Source organism: Streptomyces sp. NPDC090994, from assembly GCF_044768905.1.
In the GTDB taxonomy this organism is placed as follows: Bacteria; Actinomycetota; Actinomycetes; order Streptomycetales; family Streptomycetaceae; genus Streptomyces.
In genome coordinates, this window is the sequence record NZ_JBIVWS010000018.1 from 56,520 (window position 1) to 77,238 (window position 20,719).

19 protein-coding genes are annotated in these 20,719 nt (G+C 75.0%); 16 read left to right on the top strand and 3 right to left on the bottom strand.

What is annotated here, in order from left to right; translation table 11 throughout:
* The first annotated feature begins 6 nt into the window (after nt 1–6).
* The 5 genes from ACIQR3_RS28975 to ACIQR3_RS28995 all read left to right on the top strand — a co-directional run bounded on the left by ACIQR3_RS28975 (nt 7) and on the right by ACIQR3_RS28995 (nt 6,492).
* On the top strand, nt 7–894 hold the full coding sequence (locus tag ACIQR3_RS28975) for an FAD binding domain-containing protein (RefSeq protein WP_403543587.1): 888 nt from the start codon (nt 7–9) through the stop codon (nt 892–894).
* A complete protein-coding gene (locus ACIQR3_RS28980) occupies nt 894–1,373 on the top strand; it encodes a (2Fe-2S)-binding protein (protein WP_403543588.1) in 480 nt (159 codons plus the stop codon). Before ACIQR3_RS28975 ends, ACIQR3_RS28980 begins: the two co-directional genes overlap by 1 nt.
* A 2-nt stretch (nt 1,374–1,375) precedes the next feature.
* On the top strand, nt 1,376–3,760 hold the full coding sequence (locus ACIQR3_RS28985; protein WP_403543589.1) for a xanthine dehydrogenase family protein molybdopterin-binding subunit: 2,385 nt from the start codon (nt 1,376–1,378) through the stop codon (nt 3,758–3,760).
* Nucleotides 3,761–3,833: 73 nt separating this feature from the next.
* Complete coding sequence (locus tag ACIQR3_RS28990; RefSeq protein ID WP_403543590.1) at nt 3,834–5,291, top strand: NCS2 family permease; 1,458 nt, start codon at nt 3,834–3,836, stop codon at nt 5,289–5,291.
* A 52-nt stretch (nt 5,292–5,343) separates the two neighbouring features.
* Complete coding sequence (locus ACIQR3_RS28995) at nt 5,344–6,492, top strand: XdhC family protein (protein ID WP_403543591.1); 1,149 nt, start codon at nt 5,344–5,346, stop codon at nt 6,490–6,492.
* Here ACIQR3_RS28995 and ACIQR3_RS29000 read toward each other — a convergent pair.
* Nucleotides 6,456–7,142 (bottom strand): DUF2848 domain-containing protein, encoded by a 687-nt coding sequence (locus tag ACIQR3_RS29000; protein ID WP_403543592.1) that lies wholly within the window; start codon nt 7,140–7,142, stop codon nt 6,456–6,458. The two genes, ACIQR3_RS28995 and ACIQR3_RS29000, sit on opposite strands and share 37 nt — an antisense overlap.
* 143 nt (nt 7,143–7,285) lie before the next feature.
* Here ACIQR3_RS29000 and ACIQR3_RS29005 point away from each other — a divergent pair, with 143 nt between their 5' ends.
* Nucleotides 7,286–8,620: an MFS transporter gene (locus tag ACIQR3_RS29005; RefSeq protein ID WP_403543593.1), complete on the top strand. Its 1,335-nt coding sequence runs from the start codon at nt 7,286–7,288 to the stop codon at nt 8,618–8,620.
* 64 nt (nt 8,621–8,684) lie between these two features.
* Entirely contained in the window at nt 8,685–9,476 is a 792-nt protein-coding gene (locus ACIQR3_RS29010; RefSeq protein ID WP_215170315.1) for a carbon-nitrogen hydrolase family protein, read from the top strand.
* A 141-nt stretch (nt 9,477–9,617) separates the two neighbouring features.
* Here the strand turns inward: ACIQR3_RS29010 and ACIQR3_RS29015 are convergent, their stop codons facing one another.
* On the bottom strand, nt 9,618–10,244 hold the full coding sequence (locus tag ACIQR3_RS29015; protein WP_403543594.1) for a GntR family transcriptional regulator: 627 nt from the start codon (nt 10,242–10,244) through the stop codon (nt 9,618–9,620).
* Nucleotides 10,245–10,359: 115 nt separating this feature from the next.
* A complete protein-coding gene (locus ACIQR3_RS29020) occupies nt 10,360–10,800 on the bottom strand; it encodes an SRPBCC family protein (protein WP_403543595.1) in 441 nt (146 codons plus the stop codon).
* Between the two features lie 142 nt (nt 10,801–10,942).
* Between ACIQR3_RS29020 and ACIQR3_RS29025 the strand changes: the two genes are divergently transcribed.
* The 9 genes from ACIQR3_RS29025 to rfaE2 all read left to right on the top strand — a co-directional run bounded on the left by ACIQR3_RS29025 (nt 10,943) and on the right by rfaE2 (nt 20,498).
* Nucleotides 10,943–11,920, top strand: coding sequence for an NAD-dependent epimerase/dehydratase family protein (locus tag ACIQR3_RS29025; RefSeq protein ID WP_403543596.1), 978 nt, complete (start codon nt 10,943–10,945; stop codon nt 11,918–11,920).
* 126 nt (nt 11,921–12,046) lie between these two features.
* Entirely contained in the window at nt 12,047–13,690 is a 1,644-nt protein-coding gene (locus tag ACIQR3_RS29030; protein WP_403543597.1) for a carbamoyltransferase, read from the top strand.
* Nucleotides 13,687–14,718 (top strand): glycosyltransferase family 2 protein, encoded by a 1,032-nt coding sequence (locus ACIQR3_RS29035; RefSeq protein ID WP_403543598.1) that lies wholly within the window; start codon nt 13,687–13,689, stop codon nt 14,716–14,718. The genes ACIQR3_RS29030 and ACIQR3_RS29035 overlap by 4 nt, the downstream gene beginning before the upstream one ends.
* Nucleotides 14,715–15,365, top strand: coding sequence for a D-glycero-alpha-D-manno-heptose-1,7-bisphosphate 7-phosphatase (locus ACIQR3_RS29040; protein WP_403543599.1), 651 nt, complete (start codon nt 14,715–14,717; stop codon nt 15,363–15,365). The genes ACIQR3_RS29035 and ACIQR3_RS29040 overlap by 4 nt, the downstream gene beginning before the upstream one ends.
* Nucleotides 15,362–16,354 carry a glycosyltransferase family 9 protein gene (locus tag ACIQR3_RS29045; RefSeq protein ID WP_403543600.1) on the top strand — a complete coding sequence of 331 codons (993 nt, stop codon included), beginning with the start codon at nt 15,362–15,364 and terminating at the stop codon, nt 16,352–16,354. Before ACIQR3_RS29040 ends, ACIQR3_RS29045 begins: the two co-directional genes overlap by 4 nt.
* A complete protein-coding gene (locus ACIQR3_RS29050) occupies nt 16,351–17,307 on the top strand; it encodes a glycosyltransferase (RefSeq protein WP_403543601.1) in 957 nt (318 codons plus the stop codon). The genes ACIQR3_RS29045 and ACIQR3_RS29050 overlap by 4 nt, the downstream gene beginning before the upstream one ends.
* Entirely contained in the window at nt 17,304–18,521 is a 1,218-nt protein-coding gene (locus ACIQR3_RS29055) for a glycosyltransferase (RefSeq protein ID WP_403543602.1), read from the top strand. The genes ACIQR3_RS29050 and ACIQR3_RS29055 overlap by 4 nt, the downstream gene beginning before the upstream one ends.
* On the top strand, nt 18,521–19,135 hold the full coding sequence (locus ACIQR3_RS29060) for an SIS domain-containing protein (RefSeq protein WP_403543603.1): 615 nt from the start codon (nt 18,521–18,523) through the stop codon (nt 19,133–19,135). The genes ACIQR3_RS29055 and ACIQR3_RS29060 overlap by 1 nt, the downstream gene beginning before the upstream one ends.
* Nucleotides 19,128–20,498, top strand: a complete 1,371-nt coding sequence (gene rfaE2 / locus ACIQR3_RS29065; RefSeq protein ID WP_403543604.1) for a D-glycero-beta-D-manno-heptose 1-phosphate adenylyltransferase — start codon at nt 19,128–19,130, stop codon at nt 20,496–20,498. Before ACIQR3_RS29060 ends, rfaE2 begins: the two co-directional genes overlap by 8 nt.
* Nucleotides 20,499–20,719 lie beyond the last annotated feature (221 nt).

The window sequence follows — 20,719 nt, forward strand, 5'->3', positions numbered from 1 at the left end:
CCGTTCATGGACTTCCTTCGCCCCGCCGGCTGGGAGGAGGCGCTGGCCGCCAAGGCCGCGCACCCCACCGCCGTACCGATCGCGGGAGGCACCGATGTGATGGTCGAGATCAACTTCGACCACCGCAGGCCCGAGTACCTGATGGACCTCGGCCGCGTCGCCGAGCTGAGCGAGTGGGAGGTGGGCGACCGGAGCGTGCGGCTCGGCGCCTCCGTCCCCTATAGGAAGATCATGGAGTACCTGCGGGCCGAGCTGCCGGGCCTCGCCCTCGCCGCGCACACCGTCGCCTCCCCGCAGATCCGCAACCGCGGCTCCGTCGGCGGCAACCTCGGCACCGCCTCCCCGGCCGGCGACGCCCACCCGGCGCTGCTCGCCGCCGGCGCCGAGGTCGAGGCCGTCTCGGTGCGCGGCACCCGCATGATCCCCATCGACGACTTCTACACCGGCGTGAAGCGCAACGCGCTCGCGCCCGACGAGCTGATCCGCGCCGTGCACGTGAAGAAGGCGGACGGACCGCAGCAGTTCTCCAAGGTCGGCACCCGCAACGCCATGGTCATCGCCGTGTGCGCGTTCGGTCTCGCGCTGCACCCGGAGACCCGGACGGTCCGCACGGGCATCGGCTCGGCCGCACCGACGCCGGTCCGGGCGACGGCCGCCGAGGAGTTCCTCGCCGCGGCACTGGAGGAGGGCGGCTTCTGGGACTCGGGGAAGACCGTCACCCCGGCCGTGGCCCGCCGGTTCGCCCAGTTGTGCGCCGCCGCCTGCAACCCCATCGACGACGTACGCGGCACCGCGGCCTACCGCCGGCACGCGGTCGGCGTCATGGCCCGCCGGACGCTGACCTGGACCTGGGAGTCGTACCGCACCGCCGCACGGAAAGGAGAGGCCGCCTGATGCGCGTCAACCTCACCGTCAACGGACGCCCGCAGCAGGCCGACGACGTCTGGGAGGGCGAGTCCCTCCTCTACGTCCTGCGCGAGCGGCTCGGCCTGCCCGGCTCCAAGAACGCCTGTGAGCAGGGCGAGTGCGGCTCCTGCACGGTCCGCCTGGACGGCGTGCCGGTCTGCTCCTGCCTGGTCGCCGCCGGCCAGGCGGAGGGCCGCGAGGTCGTCACCGTCGAGGGGCTGGCGGACGGCACCGCACTCGCCCCGGTCCAGCAGGCGTTCATCGACGCCGGCGCCGTCCAGTGCGGCTTCTGCACGCCCGGTCTGCTGGTCGCCGCCGACGAGATGCTGGAGCGCAACCCCGACCCGGACGACGCCGACATCCGCGAGGCGCTCTCCGGCAACCTGTGCCGCTGCACGGGCTACGAGAAGATCATGGACGCGGTCCGCCTGGCCGCCGCCCGCCGCTCCGCGTCCGAGGGGGTCTGACCATGGCCTTCCCCACCGGAGTGCCCACCAAGCTCACCCAGGGCTCGGGGACCAGGGGCGGCATCGGCGAGTCCACGCTCCGCCCGGACGGCACCCTCAAGGTCACCGGCGAGTTCGCCTACTCGTCCGACCTGTGGCACGAGGACATGCTCTGGGGCCAGATCCTGCGCTCCACGGTCGCGCACGCCGAGATCGTCTCCATCGACACCAGCCAGGCCCTCGCCCTGCCCGGCGTGTACGCCGTCATGACCTACGACGACCTGCCGGCCGGCGTGCGCCACTACGGCCTGGAGATCCAGGACACCCCCGTCCTCGCCCACTGCAAGGTCCGCCACCACGGCGAACCGGTCGCGATCGTCGCCGCCGACCACCCGGAGACCGCCCGCCGCGCCGCCGCCAGGATCAGGGTCGAGTACCGGGAACTGCCGGTCGTCACCGACGAGGCGTCCGCGACCGCCCCGGACGCGATCCTGATCCACGAGAACCGCACCGACCACCACGCCGGCCACGTCCCGCACCCCAACATCGTGCACCGCCAGCCCATCGTGCGCGGCGACGTGGCGGCGGCCCGCGCGCGGGCCGACGTGATCGTGACCGGCGAGTACACCTTCGGCATGCAGGACCAGGCGTTCCTCGGCCCCGAGTCCGGCCTCGCCGTCCCCGAGGAGGACGGCGGCGTCCACCTCTACATCGCCACCCAGTGGCTCCACTCCGACCTGCGCCAGATCGCGCCCGTGCTCGGCCTGCCCGAGGACAAGGTACGGATGACGCTGGCCGGCGTCGGCGGCGCGTTCGGCGGGCGCGAGGACCTGTCGATGCAGATCCACGCCTGTCTGCTGGCCCTGCGGACCGGCAAGCCGGTGAAGATCGTCTACAACCGTTTCGAGTCGTTCTTCGGCCACGTCCACCGCCACCCCGCCAAGCTCGCCTACGAGCACGGCGCCACCCGCGACGGCAGGCTCACCCACGTCAAGGCCCGGATCGTGCTGGACGGCGGCGCCTACGCCTCCGCCTCCCCGGCGGTCGTCGGCAACGCCGCCTCGCTCGGCGTCGGACCGTACGCCGTCGACGACGTCGACATCGAGGCCCTCGCCCTCTACACCAACAACCCGCCCTGCGGCGCGATGCGCGGCTTCGGCGCGGTCCAGGCGTGCTTCGCCTACGAGGCGCAGATGGACAAGGTGGCCGCGGAACTCGGCCTGGACCCGGTGGAGTTCCGGCAGCGCAACGCCATGGAGCAGGGCACCCTCCTGCCGACCGGCCAGCCCGTCGACTCACCCGCCCCGGTCGCCGAACTGCTGCGCCGCGTCAAGGCGCGGCCGATGCCACCGGAGCGCCAGTGGGAGTCCAGCGAGGGCACCGACGTACGGCACCTGCCCGGCGGCCTGTCCAACACCACCCACGGGGAAGGCGTCGTGCGCGGGGTCGGGTACGCGGTCGGCATCAAGAACGTCGGCTTCTCCGAGGGGTTCGACGACTACTCGACCGCGCGGGTGCGGATGGAGGTGGTCGGCGGTGAGCCGGTGGCCACCGTGCACACGGCCATGGCGGAGGTCGGGCAGGGCGGCGTCACCGTGCACGCGCAGATCGCCCGTACCGAGCTGGGGGTCGCCCAGGTGACGATCCACCCGGCCGACACCCGGGTGGGCAGCGCCGGTTCGACCTCCGCGTCCCGGCAGACGTACGTCACCGGCGGCGCCGTCAAGAACGCCTGCGAGCTGGTCCGGGAGCGGGTGCTGGAGATCGGGCGCCGCAAGTTCGGCTCGTACCACCCCGCGTGGGCCACCGCCGACCTGCGGCTGGAGGACGGCAAGGTCGTCACCGACGGCGGCGAGGCGCTGGCCGGCCTCGCGGAGGTCCTCGACGGCGAGGTGGTGGAGGTAGAGCGGGAGTGGCGGCACCGGCCGACCGAGCCCTTCGACCTGCGCACCGGGCAGGGCAACGGCCATGTCCAGTACTCCTTCGCCGCGCACCGCGCCGTCGTCGAGGTCGACACCGAACTGGGCCTGGTGAAGGTGGTCGAGCTGGCCTGTGCCCAGGACGTCGGCAAGGCGCTCAACCCGCTCTCCGTGGCCGGCCAGATCCAGGGCGGCACCACGCAGGGCCTGGGCATCGCCGTGATGGAGGAGATCGTCGTCGACCCCGAGACGGCCAAGGTCAGGAACCCCTCCTTCACGGACTACCTGATCCCCACCATCCTCGACACCCCGACCATCCCGGTCGACGTGCTCGAACTCGCCGACGAGCACGCCCCGTACGGGCTGCGCGGCGTCGGCGAGGCGCCCACCCTGTCGTCCACCCCGGCCGTCCTCGCGGCGATCCGGGACGCGACGGGGCTGGCGCTCGGCCGGACTCCGGTACGGCCGGAACACCTCACCGGTTCGTGATCCCCCCGTTCGCCCTGGGCCGTCCCCCGGGCCGCACACGTCCCAGTACCTGTGAACCTTGGGAGACGGCACCATGACCCACTCGTCAGCGGAGCCCACGACCACCGCCGAGGACGCGGGCGCGGGCAGCCGCGTCCCGGCCGGACGGTCGTGGCTCGACCGGTACTTCCACATGTCCCGGCGCGGCTCGACCGTCGCGCGCGAGGTGCGCGGCGGCGTCACCACCTTCATGGCGATGGCGTACATCCTCCTGCTCAACCCCCTGATCCTGTCCGGCGAGGACGCGGCCGGGAACACCCTCGCCGCCAAGGCCCTGATCACCGCGACCGCGTTCGCCGCGGCCCTGACCACGCTGCTGATGGGCCTCGTCGGCAAGGTCCCGCTCGCGCTCGCCGCCGGCCTGTCCGTCTCCGGCGTCCTCGCCTCGCAGGTCGCCCCCGTGATGACCTGGCCGCAGGCGATGGGCATGTGCGTGATCTACGGCGTGGTCATCATGCTGCTCGCCGTCACCGGCCTGCGTGAGCGGATCATGAACGCGATCCCGCTGCCGCTCAAGCACGGCATCACCATGGGCATCGGCCTGTTCATCGCCCTCATCGGCCTCTACAAGTCCGGCTTCGTCCACCAGGGCGAGACCACCCCGCTCAGCCTCGGCCCGGCGGGGCAGCTCACCGGCTGGCCGGTGCTGCTCTTCGCCGGGACCCTGCTGCTGATCATCGTGCTCCAGGCCCGGAACACCCCCGGCGCCCTCCTGATCGGCATCGTCGGCGGCACGGTGGCCGCGGCGGTGCTCAACGCGGCCGGGGTCGTCGACCCGGGGCAGTGGGCGAACGGCGCCCCCGAGCTGCACGGCGGCGCGCTCTCCCTGCCGGACTTCTCGCTCTTCGGCGCCGTCGCGTTCGGCGGCTGGGGCGAGGCCGGCGCGATGACCGTCGGCGTGATCGTGTTCACCCTCGTCCTCGCCGGGTTCTTCGACGCGATGGCGACCATCATCGGCGTCGGCACCGAGGCCAAGCTCGCCGACGACCAGGGCCGGATGCCGGGCCTGTCCAAGGCGCTGTTCATCGACGGCGCCGGCGGAGCGGTCGGTGGCCTGGCGGGTGGCAGCGGCCAGACGGTGTTCGTCGAGTCGGCCACCGGCGTCGGCGAGGGCGCCCGTACCGGCCTCGCCTCGGTCGTCACCGGCGCCCTCTTCGCGGCCTGCCTGTTCTTCACCCCGCTCACCGCGCTGGTGCCGCAGGAGGTCGCGTCGGCGGCGCTGGTGGTCATCGGCGCCATGATGCTGGCGCACGCCCGGCACGTGGACTGGGCGGACCGGGCGAGCGCGGTGCCGGTCTTCCTGACCGTGGTGCTGATGCCGTTCACCTACACCATCACGACCGGGGTCGCCGCCGGCGTCATCGCGTACACCGCGATCAAGACCGCGCAGGGCAGGGCGCGGGAGGCCGGGCCCTTCATGTGGGTGCTGACCGGTGTCTTCCTCGTCTGGTTCGCGCTCGCCCCGATCGAGACCTGGCTGGGCGTGCGGTAGCCGCGGCCAGGGAACCCGTTCATCCGCCCCCGATCCCCGAGGAGACCGACAGATGCTGGACATCGCCGAACCGCTGCACCGGTGGGTCGAGCAGGGACGCGACTTCGCCGTGGCCACCGTGGTGGCCGTCAGCGGCAGCGCGCCCCGCCGGCCCGGCGCCGCCCTCGCGGTGGACACCGAGGGCACGGCGGTCGGGTCGGTCTCCGGGGGCTGTGTGGAGGGCGCCGTCTACGAGCTGTGCCGGCGGGCGCTGGCGGACGGCGAGAGCGTGGTCGAGCGGTTCGGGTACAGCGACGCGGACGCCTTCGCGGTCGGGCTGACCTGCGGCGGCGTCATCGACATCCTGGTCACGCCGGTACGGGCGGACGACCCCGTCCGCCCGGTGCTGGCCGTCGCGGCCCGCGGCGAGGCGGCGGCCCTGGCCCGGGTCGTCGCCGGCCCCGGTGACCTGGTGGGCCGCGCGCTCGCCGTCCGCCCCGACGGCACCCGGTACGGCGGCCTCGGCGCCCACCCCGACCTGGACCGCACGGTCGCCGCCGAGGCCGGCGCCTTCCTCGACGCCGGCCGCACCGGCACCGTGGAGATAGGCGCGGAGGGCTCCCGGTGCGGGGCGCCGCTGACCGTGCTGGTGGAGTCCTCCGTGCCGCCGCCGCGAATGATCGTCTTCGGCGCGATCGACTTCGCCGCCGCGCTGGTGCGGGCCGGCAAGTTCCTCGGCTACCGGGTCACCGTCTGCGACGCCCGGCCCGTCTTCGCCACCGAGGCCCGCTTCCCCGACGCCGACGAGGTCGTCGTCGCCTGGCCGCACGCGTACCTGGAGCGGACGGACGTCGACGCCCGTACCGTCCTGTGCGTCCTCACCCACGACGCCAAGTTCGACGTACCGCTGCTGGAGCGGGCGCTGCGGCTGCCGGTGGCGTACATCGGCGCGATGGGCTCGCGCCGCACCCACCTGGACCGCGAGGCGCGGCTGCGCGCGGCCGGGGTGACCCGCCGGGAGCTGGCCCGGCTCAGGTCCCCCATCGGTCTCGACCTCGGCGCCCGCACCCCCGAGGAGACGGCGCTGTCCATCGCCGCCGAGATCGTCGCCGCCCGGCGCGGCGGCACGGGCGTCCCGCTGACCGGGGCGCACACCCCGATCCACCACGACGGGACGCCGCTGCCTCACCCGATCGGGGCCGGCATCGGCACCACGTCGTAGGCCAGCGAGATGGTGTCCCCGGTCGCCGGGTCGCCCAGCTCCACCCGCCAGGCGTCGGCGAACTGGTCCACCTCGGCGGCCATCGGGATGGTCCCGGAGATCAGCACCGTGCCCGGCACCAGCTCGCCCCGCTCGCGCAGCACACCGGCCCAGTAGGCGGGGGTCAGCAGCTCGGCCAGCGTGCCGTTCTGGATCTGCGTCTCCTCGCCGCCGTGGCCCACCCACGCCCGCAGCGTCAGCCGGTCGAGCCGCTCCTCCACGTCCGCCAGCCGCCACGCCCGCCGGGCCAGCACGTCCGGGCCCGCGTTCTTGCTCCAGGCCACGCCGTGCACCTCCAGCTCCCGGTCGGTGTGGTCGCAGGCGGCGGTCAGCAGCAGCTCCCCGCCGTCCGCCACGACCAGCGCCCACTCCGCCTCGCCGGAGGTCCGCCCGTGCTGCGCGGGCACCGCCGTGGTCTGCTGCGCGAGGTAGGGCGAGACCGGGTAGAGGGCGGGGGTGACGGACGGCGCCGGGACGCCCAGCTCCGCCAGCTCGGCGACGTGCGCGGCGACGTCGTCCTGGCTGCGCCCGGCGTACCCGGCGTTGAGCAGCAGCCGGACGTCCACCTCGCGGGTGGTTCCGTCGGGCAGCTCGAAGGTCAGCACGGCCATGGGGTCTCCCTGTACGTAGTCACGGGTTCGGGGTTTCGAGTGGGTTAACTTGCCGCGAGGGGCTTGCGCATACGACCTGTATACAAGAAGTATGCCGGAAGGTCCACGTACGTGGGACGGCACTCGAAGCAAGGACAGGAAGCATGCACGACACCCGGCCGGACGGTTCCGGCATCCGCCGCGCCTTCTTCGCCAGCCTCACCGGCACCGCCCTGGAGTGGTACGACTTCGCCGTCTACTCCGCCGCGGCGGCCCTGGTCTTCGGCGACCTCTTCTTCCCCTCCGAGGACCCGCTGACCGGCACCCTGCTGGCCTTCTCCACGTACGCCGTGGGCTATGTCTCCCGGCCGCTGGGCGGCATCGTCTTCGGCCGCCTCGGCGACGTCATCGGCCGCAAGAAGGTGCTGATCGCCACGCTGGTGCTGATCGGCGCCGCCACCTTCCTGATCGGCGTGCTGCCCGCCTACTCCACGATCGGCGTGGCCGCCCCCATCGCCCTGGTCCTGCTGCGGTTCGCGCAGGGCGTGGGCGTCGGCGGCGAGTGGGGCGGCGCGGTACTGCTGTCCAGCGAGTTCGGCGACCCGAGGAAGCGCGGCTTCTACGCCTCCGCCGCCCAGGTCGGCCCGCCCGCCGGCAACCTGCTCGCCAACGGCGTGCTGGCCGCGCTCGGCGCGCTGCTCACCGAGGACCAGTTCACCGACTGGGGCTGGCGGGTGGCGTTCCTGGTGTCGGCGGCGCTGGTGGGCTTCGGGCTGTGGATCCGGGCCAAGCTGGAGGAGACGCCGGTCTTCAAGGCGATGGAGGCGGAGCAGGACCGGCCGCAGGCGCCGGTGCGCGAGGTGTTCACCACCCAGCCCCGGGCGCTGACGGCCGCCATCCTCAGCCGGGTGGCCCCCGACGTGCTGTACGCGATGTTCACCGTCTTCGTCCTCACCTACGCCACCGACGAACTGGACATGTCCCGCGGCTCCGCCCTCACCGCCGTACTGATCGGCTCCGCCCTCCAGATCGTCCTCATCCCGCTGGCCGGCGCCCTCACCGACCGGGTCAACCGGCGGCTGGTCTACGGGGTGTCGGCCGTCGGCGCGGGCATCTGGCCGTTCGTCTTCTTCCCGATGGTGGGCGGCGGTTCCTGGCCGCTGCTGGCCCTCGGCGTCGTGGTCGCCCTCGTCCTGCACTCCCTGATGTACGGTCCCCAGGCCGCCTTCATCGCCGAGCAGTTCTCGCCGCGCCTGCGCTACACCGGCTCCTCCCTGGCGTACACGCTGGCCGGGGTGATCGGCGGGGCGGTGGCGCCGCTGCTGTTCACCGCGCTGCTGGGCGCCTTCGACAGCTGGGTGCCGCTGGCCGGGTACATCGCGCTCACGGCGGTGGTCACGGTCGTGGGGCTCGCCCTGGGCCGGGACGCCGACACCGCCGAGCACGAGGACGTGCGCCTCGTGGAGCAGGCGCGGGACCACGCGCCCGCCGCACAGTGAACCCCGTACCCCATCCTGTACAGCAGCCGTACAGCCGTACCGCCGACGAAGGGACACCGCACCCATGCGCATCGCACTGAGCCAGCTCACCACCGGCACCGATCCGGCGCGGAACCTGGAACTGATCGAGCGGGAGACGCGGCGGGCCGCCGAGGCCGGCGCGCGGGTCGTGGTCTTCCCGGAGGCGTCGATGATCTGCTTCGGCACCTCGCTGAAGCCGGTCGCCGAGCCGCTGGACGGCCCCTGGGCCGACGGCCTCCGCAAGATCGCGGCGGCCTCGGAGACCGTCGTGGTGGCCGGCATGTTCACCCCCGCGCCGGACGGCCGGGTCACCAACACGCTCCTGGCCACCGGCCCCGGCGTCGAGGCGTCCTACGACAAGATCCACCTCTACGACGCGTTCGGCTTCGCCGAGTCGGACACGGTGGCGCCCGGCTCGCGGGTCGTCACCATCGACGTGGACGGCGTCCGGCTCGGCCTGGCGACCTGCTACGACGTCCGTTTCCCGGAGCTGTTCCGGGCGCACGCCGACGCGGGCGCGGTCGCCACGCTGCTGGCCGCGTCCTGGGGCGCGGGGCCGGGCAAGCGCGAGCAGTGGGAGCTGCTGGTGCGGGCCCGCGCGCTGGACGCCACGCTGTTCGTCGCCGCCGTCGACCAGGCCGACCCGGAGGCGAGCGGCACGCCGGTGCCGCCGAAGGCGCCCACCGGCATCGGGTACAGCCTGGTGGCCGGTCCGGACGGCACGGTGCGGGGTGCGGCGGGCGCGGGGCCTGAGCTGGTCGTGGCCGACCTGGACCCGGCGGAGGTGGGGGCGGTGCGGGAGAAGATCTCGGTGCTGGCGAACCGGCGGCTGTGAGGCCGGTTCGGCCGGGTGCGGGGTGCGGGGTGCGGGGTGCCGGGTGGCGGGTGCGGGGTGACGGGTGCCGGGTGCCGGCTGCGGGTCCGTCGTGGCTTGTCGCGCAGTTCCCCGCGCCCCTGCGGGGCGCGTCCTCCGCGGCTATCCCGCCAGCAGCACCCGCAGCGTCGACTCCAGGTGGCCGTCGATCGCCGCGCGGGCCGCGGCGGCGTCGCCCGCGGTCAGGGCGTCCAGGATCTCGCGGTGCTCCACGAGGACCGCGTCCTGGCGGTTGCGCGCGTTGAACAGCGCCACCACACCCGCCCGGACCTGCCGGCTGCGCAGCCCCTCGTAGTGCCGGTCCAGGAGGCCGTTGCCCACCGCCGACACCAGCGTCATGTGGAACTGCTGGTCCACGGCGATGAACTCGCGCGCCTGTGCCGGGCCGGTCAGGGCGCGCTGGCGCTCCAGCAGGGCGTTCAGTTCCGGCAGCGGACAGCTGTCCGTGGCGATCACCCGCTCGGCCGCGTACCGCTCGACGATGCCGCGCAGCTCCATCAGCTCGGTGATCTCCCGCCCGGACAGCGGGGCGACGCGGGCACCGCGCTTGGGCACCAGTTGCACCAGGTCCTCGGCGGCGAGCAGCAGCAGCGCTTCCCGGATCGGGGTGCGCGAGACGCCGATGCGGTCGGCGACCTCCTGCTCGGAGAGGAACTCGCCCTGCATCGCGGGGTCCGTCAGCACGGTCTCCTTCAGGTAGGCGTACGCCTTCTCCCGTCCGGACGTCACCGCGGCCCCCTGTGTCGCATACAGCTCGTATACAGTCTCGTCCGCAGAAGCTACCACGCGTCGGGCCGTGCTCCTGGCCGGGGGCTGATCCGGGCGGTGGGCGGGACCGGTCGTCTCACGGCTGCCTGAGCAGCCGGTTGACCGCCCGTCCGAAGACGTACCGGCCGGAGCGCTCCAGGGTTCCGTCGAGCGCCGACGGCAGCAGGCGGACGGTGAGTTCCTCGTGCCAGCGGACCCGGGTGCGGCCGCCGGGGCCCGGGCGGACCTCCAGTTCCACCCAGCCCCGTACCACCCGGCCCCGCTTCTCCACGCGGCACCGGCCCGGCGTCCCGTCCCCCGGCGGCTCCCAGACGGTCACCTCCATCGGGTCGTCGAAGGCGAGCGGCCCCAGGCCCGTGCGGGCGACGAAGCGGGTGCCGGGGCCGGTGGGCGGGGCGGTGGTGACGGTGATCCGGGTCAGCGGTACCGCGTCGCCGTGCCGGTGCCACTCGGTGAGCCGGCGCCAGGCCTCGGCCGGCGGGAGCGGTGCCGTGCGTTCGAGCAAGAAGGTGGCCACGTCACGATCGTAGGGAATCCGCGGCCAGGTCTCCTCCCCGCGACCGGCCACGGCCACTGTCTCGAAAGCGCGTTCGGGGTACGGGGGGCCGTCGCCGGTTACTCGCCGACACGCACGTGAACACGAGAGTGAGGAGAGCCCCGTGAGCGAGAGCCTCAGCGGTGGCCGGTCCTGGCGCCGGGCGCTGGTCACCGGCGGCGCCGGATTCGTGGGATCCCACCTGTGCGGCCGGCTGCTCGACGCCGGCACCGAGGTCGTCTGCCTGGACAACCTCGCCACCGGCACCCGGAGCAACGTGGCCGCCCTGGAGCGCGAGCGGGGCTTCCGCTTCGTGCACGCCGACGCCACCGACCCCGCCGCCCTGCGCGGCCTGCCCGGCCGGTTCGACCTGGTCCTGCACTTCGCCTGCCCGGCCTCCCCGGCCGACTACCTCCGCCTCCCGCTGGAGACCCTCGACGTCGGCTCCACCGGGACGCGGTGTGCCCTGGAGCGGGCCCACGCCGACGGCGCCCGCTTCCTGCTCGCCTCCACCTCCGAGGTCTACGGCGATCCGCTGGAGCACCCGCAGCGCGAGACCTACTGGGGCAACGTCAACCCGGTCGGCCCGCGCAGCGTCTACGACGAGTCCAAGCGGTTCGCCGAGGCCCTCACCACCGCCCACCGCCAGGTGCACGGCACCGACACCGCCATCGTCCGCATCTTCAACACCTACGGCCCCCGGATGCGCACCGGCGACGGCCGTGCCGTGCCCACCTTCATCGCCCAGGCCCTGGACGGCGTACCGCTCACCGTCGCCGGCGACGGCGCCCAGACCCGCTCCCTGTGCTACGTCGACGACACCGTGGACGGCGTCCTGGCCCTCGCCGCGTCCCGGGAGGCCGGGCCGGTGAACATCGGCGGCGGCGACGAGATCACCATGCTGGAACTGGCCCGCCGCATCGTCGACCTGACCGGTTCCGGCTCCCGCATCCGCTTCGTCGAACGCCCCGTCGACGACCCCGGGCGCCGCCGCCCCGACACCACGCTGGCCCGCGAACGGCTCGGCTGGCGCCCCCGCACCGACTGGAACGAGGGCCTGGAACGCACCATCGGCTGGTTCGCGCACGCCGTCGCGGCCTGAACCGCCGAGGCCGTCACAGAGGGTGGTTTTGCCCGACCTTTCCGGAGTTGAGCTGTTTCCAAGTGTTTGAGACAGCTGTCCCGCGGCACCCGCGACCCGGAAGCGACACAGGACGGAGTACACCTCATGCGCATCCTCGGTATCAACGCTCTGTTCCACGACCCCGCCGCCGCCCTCGTCGTGGACGGCAGGACCGTCGCGGCCGCCGAGGAAGAGCGCTTCAGCCGCCGCAAGCACGGCAAGCGGCCGGTGCCGTTCTCCGCCTGGGAGGTGCCGGAACTCTCGGCCCGCTGGTGCCTGGAGCACGCGGGCGTGCGGCCCGGGGAACTGGACGCCGTCGCGTACTCCTTCGACCCCAAGCTCGCCCGGCCCGCCCGGGACATGGGCCTGGACGACCCCTGGGACCCGCTGCGCCTGGAGTACGCCCGCCGCGCCCCCCAGTTCCTCGCCGACGCGCTGCCCGGACTCGACCCCGACCAGGTCGTCTTCGTCCCGCACCACGTCGCCCACGCCGCCTCCGCCGGACCGGCCTCCCCGCACCCCGACAACGACGTCCTCGTCCTCGACGGCCGCGGCGAGTGCGCCTCCCACCTGGCCGGCCGCTACCGCGACGGCAAGCTCGACACCCTCGCCACCCAGGCCCTGCCGCACTCGCTCGGCCTGGTCTACGAGGAACTGACCGAGCACCTCGGCTTCCTGCGCAGCAGCGACGAGTTCAAGGTCATGGCCCTCGCCTCCTACGGCAGACCCCGCTTCGCCGGCCGGCTCCGCGAGCACGTCCACGCCACCGGCGACGGCGGCTTCCGCGCCCACGGCGTCGACTGGGCCGCCCTCGCCCCGGCCCGGCCCAAGGACCAGGAGTGGACCCAGGTCCACGCCGACCTCGCCGCCAGTGCCCAGGCCGTCCTGGAGGAGACCCTCCTCGACCTCGTCCACTGGCTGCACCGCGAGGCCGGCGGCGACTCGCTCACCATGGCCGGCGGCGTCGCCCTGAACTGCGTCGCCAACACGCGCATCGCCCGCGAGGGCCCGTACCGCAACGTCTGGGTGCAGCCCGCCGCCGGGGACGCCGGCACCGCGCTCGGCGGCGCCCTGCACGTCGCCGCCGCCCAGGAGGGCGCCGCCCCCGAGCCGATGCCCGGCGCCGACCTCGGGCGCGGCTGGAGCGACGACGAGATCCGCGCCTGGCTGGAGACGGCCGCGATCCCCTACGAGGAACCCGGCGACATCGCCGAGACGGTCGCCGAGGAACTGGCCCGGGACGGCGTCGTCGCCTGGTTCCAGGGCCGCAGCGAGTACGGTCCGCGCGCCCTCGGACACCGCTCCCTGATGGCCCACCCGGGCCGCGCGGAGAACCTGGAGCGCCTCAACGCCGTCAAGGGCCGCGAGGAGTTCCGGCCGGTCGCGCCCATGGTGCTGGCCGACCGCGCCGCCGAGATCTTTTCCGGCGGCCCGATCCCCAGCCCGTACATGCTCTTCGTGCACGACGTCGCCGCCGCCTGGCGGGACCGCGTCCCGGCCGTCGTCCACGTCGACGGCACCGCCCGCATCCAGACCGTCGAGGAGCGCCGCGAGCCGCTCGTCGCGCGGATGCTGCACGCCTTCGAACGGCGCACGGGACTGCCGGTCGTCGTCAACACCAGCCTCAACACCGCCGGCCGGCCCATGGTCGACGACCCGCGCGACGCCCTGGAGTGCTTCGGCTCCGCGCCGGTGGACCTCCTCGCCATCGGACCGTTCGCCGTCCGCCGGGGGAGGGCCTTCGCATGACCGGACACCCCGAGGGCCACCCCGGCTACTCCGTGGTGATCCCCACCCTCGCCCGGGCGACGCTGGCCGACTGCCTGGCCGCGCTCGCCGCCGCGACCGGACCGAAACCGGACGAGATCGTCCTCGTCGACGACCGGCCCGCGCCGGACGCCGACGCCGAGCCCGGCGCCCTGGAACACCCGCTGACCGTCCTCGGCGACCTGCGCTCGCGCACCGTCGTGCTGCGGAGCGGCGGACGCGGACCGGCCGCCGCCCGCAACACCGGCCTGCGCGCGGTCACCACCGAATGGACCGCGTTCCTCGACGACGACGTCCAGGTCGGCCCCCACTGGTGCGACCAGCTCGTGCAGGACCTCACCGGGGCCGCCCCCGACACCGGCGCCGTCCAGGGCGTCATCGCCGTCCCGCTGCCCGGCGAACGCCGCCCCACCGACTGGGAGCGCGGCACCGCGGGCCTCGCCACGGCCCGCTGGATCACCGCCGACATGGCCTACCGCACCGAGGTGCTCAAGGAGGTCGGCGGCTTCGACGAACGCTTCACCCGCGCCTTCCGCGAGGACGCCGACCTCGCGCTGCGCGTCCTCGACTCCGGCTGGCGCATCCGGCAGGGCCGGCGCACCACCCGGCACCCGGTACGGCCCGCCTCCCGCTGGGTCTCCCTGACACAGCAGCGCGGCAACGCCGACGACGCGCTGATGCGCCGCCTGCACGGCCCCGACTGGTGGGACAAGGCGGTCGCGCCCCGGGGCCGGATCCGCCGCCACATGGCCATCACCGCCGCCGGTGCCGCCGCCCTCCTCCTCGCCGCCGCCGGCCGCCCCCGGGCCGCCGCCGTCGCCGGGCTCGGCTGGGCCGCCGGCACCGCCGAGTTCGCCTGGGCCCGCCTCGCGCCCGGCCCGCGCACCCGCGACGAGGTGACGACCATGCTCGTGACCAGCGCGCTCATCCCGCCGGCCGCCACCTGGCACCGGATCGGCGGAGAGCTGCGGCACCGGTCCGCCCCCGCCTGGCGGGAGGTGGCCGCATGAGCCCCGTCGAGGCGGTGCTGTTCGACCGGGACGGCACCCTCGTGCACGACGTGCCCTACAACGGCGACCCGGAGCGGGTCCGCCCGGTCGACGGCGCCCGCGAGGCACTGGACCTGCTGCGCGCGCACGGCATCCGCACCGGCGTCGTCACCAACCAGTCCGGGGTCGCCCGGGGCCTGCTCACCGAAGCCGACGTGCGCGCCGTCGACCAGCGGATCGACGACCTGCTCGGCCCGTTCGACGTGTGGGCGGTCTGCCCGCACGGCCCCGACGACGGCTGCCCCTGCCGCAAGCCGCGGCCCGGCATGATCCTGTGGGCCCTCGGCCGGATCCGCACCCGCCCCGCCGACGCCGTGGTCATCGGCGACATCGGCGCCGACGTGGCGGCCGCCCGCCGGGCCGGCGCGCGCGGCATCCTCGTCCCGAACCAGGTGACCCGCCCCGAGGAGATCACCGCCGCCGAGCATGTCGCTCCCGATCTGCTGACCGCCGTACGCGCGGTGCTCGACGGGCCGCCGAAGGGGCGGGTCCTGGCCGACGAACGGCCCATCGAGAACGCCTACGCCACCGGCGCGCCGGCCGCCCCGGCGGACGCGGCGGTGTGGCGGGCCCCGGCCGCCGGCGACACCCCCGGGAGGCCGCGATGAGGGCGATCGTCACGCGGCTGGACAGCTTCGGCGACGTGCTGCTCGCCGGGCCCGCCGTCCGGGCCGTCGCCGCCCGCGCCGACCACGTCACCCTGCTGTGCGGCACCCGCGGCGCCCCCGCCGCGCGGCTGCTGCCCGGCGTCGACGAGGTGCTGGTGTGGGACGCGCCCTGGGGCGGGTTCGAGCCGCCCGCCGTGGACCGCGCCGGCCTCGACGCCCTCACCGCCCGGATCGACGCCGACACCGGCCTGATCCTGACCTCCTTCCACCAGTCCCCGCTGCCCACCGCCCTGGTGCTGCGCCTGGCCGGCGTCCGCCGCCTGGCCGCGGACAGCGTGGACTACCCCGGCTCCCTGCTCGACGTGCGCCACCAGCGCGCCCCGCACGCCCACGAGGCCGAGGCCGCCCTCGACCTGGCGGAGGCGGCCGGGTTCCCCCGGCTCGACGACGGCCGGCTGCGCGTGCACGAGCCGCCCCCCGTCGGCGGCCTGACCGGACCCGGCCCGTACGTCGTCCTGCACCCCGGCGCCAGCGTCCCGGCCCGCGCCTGGAGCCCCGACCGGGCCGCCGAAGCCGTACGCGAACTCGCCGCCGCCGGACACCGCGTCCTGGTCACCGGCGGCCCCGGCGAACGCGACCTCACCGCCCACGTGGCGGGGGAGCACGGCACCGACCTCGGCGGCCGCACCGAGGCCCCGGAACTCTCCGGCGTCCTCGCGGGCGCGGACGCCGTCGTCACCGGTAACACCGCCCCCGCCCACCTCGCCGCCGCCGTCGGCACCCCCGTCGTCTCCCTGTTCGCCCCGGTCGTCCCGGCCGAACGCTGGCGGCCGTACGGAGTGCCGTACGTCCTCCTCGGCGACCAGGACGCGCCCTGCGCCGACAGCCGGGCCCGCCAGTGCCCCGTACCGGGCCACCCCTGTCTGAACACCGTCACCGCCACGGACGTGGCGGCCGCCGTCGAGAAACTCGTGGGGGAGACGTCATGAGGATCCTCATCTGGCACGTGCACGGGTCGTGGACCACGGCCTTCGTGCAGGGCCCGCACACCTACGTCGTCCCCGTCACCCCCGACCGCGGCCCCGACGGCCTCGGCCGCGCCCGCACCTGGGACTGGCCGCAGTCGGTGGTCGAGGTCCCGCCGGAGAAGCTGCGGGACGAGGAGATCGACCTCGTGATCCTGCAACGCCCGCACGAACTCGGCCTGGTGGACCGCTGGCTGGGCCGCCGGCCGCCGCTGGTGTACCTGGAGCACAACGCACCGCACGGTTCCCCCGGGGTGCCCGACACCCGCCACCCCGCCGCCGGCCTCCCCGGCGTCACCCTCGTCCACGTCACCCACTTCAACCGCCTGATGTGGGACGCGGGCCGCACCGAGACCACCGTCATCGAGCACGGCATCGTCGACCCCGGCCCCCGCTGGACCGGCGAACTGGACCGCGCCGCCGTCGTCGTCAACGAGCCGGTCCGGCGCGGCCGTACCACCGGCACCGACCTGCTGCCCGCCTTCGCCCGCGCCGCCCCCCTCGACGTCTTCGGCATGGGCACGGACGGACTCGCCGCCCACCTCGGCGTCGACCCCGCACGCTGCCGCACCCAGGACGTCCCGCAGAGCGACCTGCACACCGAACTCGCCCGCCGCCGCGTCTACGTCCACCCCGTCCGCTGGACCTCCCTGGGCCTGTCCCTCCTGGAGGCCATGCACCTGGGCATGCCCGTGGTCGCCCTCGCCACCACCGAGGTGACCGAGGCGGTACCGCCCGGCGCCGGAGTGGTCTCCAACCGCCTCGACGTACTGACCGACGCCGTACGCGACTTCCTCGCCGACCCCGCGCACGCCCGCGCGGTCGGCGAGAAGGCCCGGGCGGCGGCCCTCGCCCGCTACGGGCTGTCCCGCTTCCTGGACGACTGGGAGCGGCTGCTGAAGGAGGTGACCCGATGAGGATCGCCATGGTGTCCGAGCACGCGAGCCCGCTCGCCGCGCTCGGCGGCGTCGACGCCGGGGGACAGAACGTCTACGTGGCCCGGCTCAGCGAGGAACTGGCCCGGCGCGGCCACGACGTCACGGTGTACACCCGCCGCGACTGCCTCGATCTGCCCGACCGGGTGCCGCTGCCCGGCGGCGCGGTCGTCGAACACGTACCCGCCGGACCGGCCGAGCCCCTGCCCAAGGACGACCTGCTGCCGTACATGCCCGCCTTCGGCGCCCACCTGGCGCGGGCCTTCACCCGGGAGCGGCCCGACGTGGTGCACGCCCACTTCTGGATGTCGGGCCTCGCCGCCCAGATCGGCGTACAGCCGCACGGCATCCCCTTCGTGCAGACCTTCCACGCTCTCGGCACCGTCAAGCGGCGCCACCAGGGCCTCAGGGACACCAGCCCGCACGAACGCATCGGCATCGAACGGCAGCTCGGCCGCTCCTGTGCCCGGGTCCTGGCCACCTGCACCGACGAGGTCGTCGAACTGGGCGACATGGGCGTGCCCCCGCGCCAGGTCTCCGTCGTGCCGTGCGGGGTGGACTCCCACCACTTCCGCCCCGGCGCCGACACCGGCCGCGCCCCCGCGCGCCGCCACCGCCACCGGCTGCTGGCCTGCGGCCGGCTCGTCCCCCGCAAGGGCTACGACCTCGCCGTCCGCGCCCTCGCCGACATCCCCGACGCCGAACTCCTCGTCGCCGGCGGTCCGCCCGCCGACGACGTCGACACCGACCCCGAGGCCCGGCGCCTGACGAGCGTCGCGCGCCGGACGGGCGTCGCCGACCGGGTACGGCTGCTCGGCGCGGTCGACCCCGAGCACATGCCGACCCTGATCGGCAGCGCCGACCTCGTGCTGTGCACCCCGCACTACGAGCCGTTCGGCATCGTGCCGCTGGAGGCGATGGGCTGCGGCGTGCCCGTGCTCGCCACCGACGTCGGCGGCCACCGCGACTCCGTCGCCGACGGCGTCACCGGCCGGCTCGTCGAACCCGGCAGCTCCCGGGCGATCGCCGACGCCGCCCGCGACCTCCTCGCCGACGAACGGCTGCGCCGCGCCCTGGGCACCGCCGGACGTGAACGCGTCCTCAAGCACTACACATGGCGGCGCGTCGCCGACGGCGCCGAACAGGTCTACCGCCTGACCCTCGCCGACCACGAACTGTCCCAGGAGGTGGCGTGATGACCGTGCACCCGCCCGTCGTCGGGCACTGCGACGAACTCCAGGACGCGCTGGCCGCGTTCCGTGCCTCCGCGCACATCACCCAGCGCTGGGGCGACCAGCTCGCCGCCGTCCTCTCCGGCGGCGGCCGGCTGCTCGCGGCCGGCAACGGCGGCAGCGCCGCGCAGGCCCAGCACCTGACCGCCGAACTCGTCGGCCGCTACCGCGACGACCGGCCGCCGTTCTCCGCGATCGCCCTGCACGCCGACACCTCCTCCACCACCGCCATCGCCAACGACTACGGCGTCGACGAGGTCTTCGCCCGCCAGGTCCGCGCGCACGGCCGCGAGGGCGACGTCCTGATGCTGCTGTCCACGTCCGGCGCCAGCGCCAACCTGCTGTCCGCCGCGGACGCGGGCCGCGCGGCGGGCCTGCGGGTGTGGGCGCTGACCGGCTGCGAACCCAACCCGCTGATGCTGGGCAGCGACGAGTCCCTGTGCGTCGAGGCGGCCACCACGGCCACCGTCCAGGAACTCCACCTGGTCGCCGTCCACATGATCTGCGCGGCCTTCGACGCCGCCCTGGACCGGGGTGCGCGGGGCCGGGGCGCGCGGGGAGGGGGCACCCATGCGTGACAAGACCCCGCTGGTCGTCGTCGGCGACGCGCTGCTCGACCGCGACCTGACCGGCTCCGCCGACCGGCTCGCCCCCGACGCGCCCGTGCCGGTGGTGTCCGAGTGCGCCGAACGCGTCCGGCCGGGCGGCGCCGCGCTCGCCGCCTACCTCGCCGCCCGCGACGGCCGCGACGTCACCCTGATCACCGGCCTGGGCGACGACCCGGCCTCCGGCGAACTGCGGGAACTCCTCGAACCCTGGCTGACCCTGATCCCGCTGCCGCTCGGCGGCACCCTGCCCGAGAAGACCCGCGTGCTGGCCCAGGACCGCCCCGTCGTCCGCCTCGACCGCGGCGGCGGACGCGCCCGCGCCGCCACCGACGAGGCCCGCGCCGCACTGCGCTCCGCGCATGCCGTACTGGTCTCCGACTACGGCCGCGGCACCGCCGGCACCCTGCGTGAGGAACTCACCGACCGTCCGCCCCTGGTCTGGGACCCGCACCCGCGCGGCGGCCCGCCCGTGCCCGGCACCCGGCTGGTGACGCCCGCCGAGAAGGAGGCGCACGGCTTCGCCCCCGGCGACGCCCGCCCCGACGGCACCCTGCGCGCCGCCGCCCACATCGCCGCCGACCTGGTCCGCGACTGGAAGGCCGCCGCCGTCGCCGTCACCCTCGGCGCCCGCGGCGCCCTGCTCTCCTACGGCGAACACCCCCTCCTCGTGCCCGCGCCCGCCACCCACCCCGGCGACTCCTGCGGCGCCGGCGACCGGTTCGCCGCGACCGCCGCCGGACTGCTGGCCGACGGCACACTGGTCGGCGAGGCCGTGGAGGGCGCGGTGGGCGCCGCGAGCGCGTTCGTCGCCGCGGGCGGCGCGGGCGCCCTGCCACGGGCCGGCTCCCGGCCGCGCGCCGTTCCGTCCCCCGACACCGACGACCCGCACGCGCTGGCCGCGCGTATCCGTGCCCAGCACGGCACCGTCGTCGCCGCGGGCGGCTGCTTCGACCTGCTGCACGCCGGACACGTCGGCCTCCTCCAGGCCGCCCGCAGGCTCGGCGACTGCCTGGTGGTCTGCGTCAACTCCGACGCCTCCGTCCGCCGCCGCAAGGGCGAGGGCCGCCCCGTCAACCCCCTCGCCGACCGCATCCGCGTCCTGCGCGCCCTGGCCTGCGTGGACGCCGTCGCCGTCTTCGACGAGGACACCCCCGAACGGCTGCTGGGCGACCTGCGCCCCGACGTCTGGGTCAAGGGCGGCGACTACGCCGGCGCGGACCTCCCCGAGGCCGCGCTCCTGGAGGAGTGGGGCGGCCAGGCGGTCCTCCTCCCGTACCTCGACGGCCGCTCGTCCACGGCCCTGATGGCCCGGGCGGCGGAGGGGGTGCGATGACGGTCCCCTTCCGGGCCGGGCGCCCTGTCGCGTCGGTGACGGTCGCTTGCCGGGTCGGGATCCCTGTCGCGTCGGTGACGGTTCCTTCCCGGGCCGGGCGTTCCGCTCCGTCGGTGACGGTCGCTTCCCGGGCCGGGCGCGCCGCCTCGCCGGTGACGGTCGCTTCCCGGGCCGGGCGCGCCGCCTCGCCGGTGACGGTCGCTTCCCGGGCCGGGCGCCCC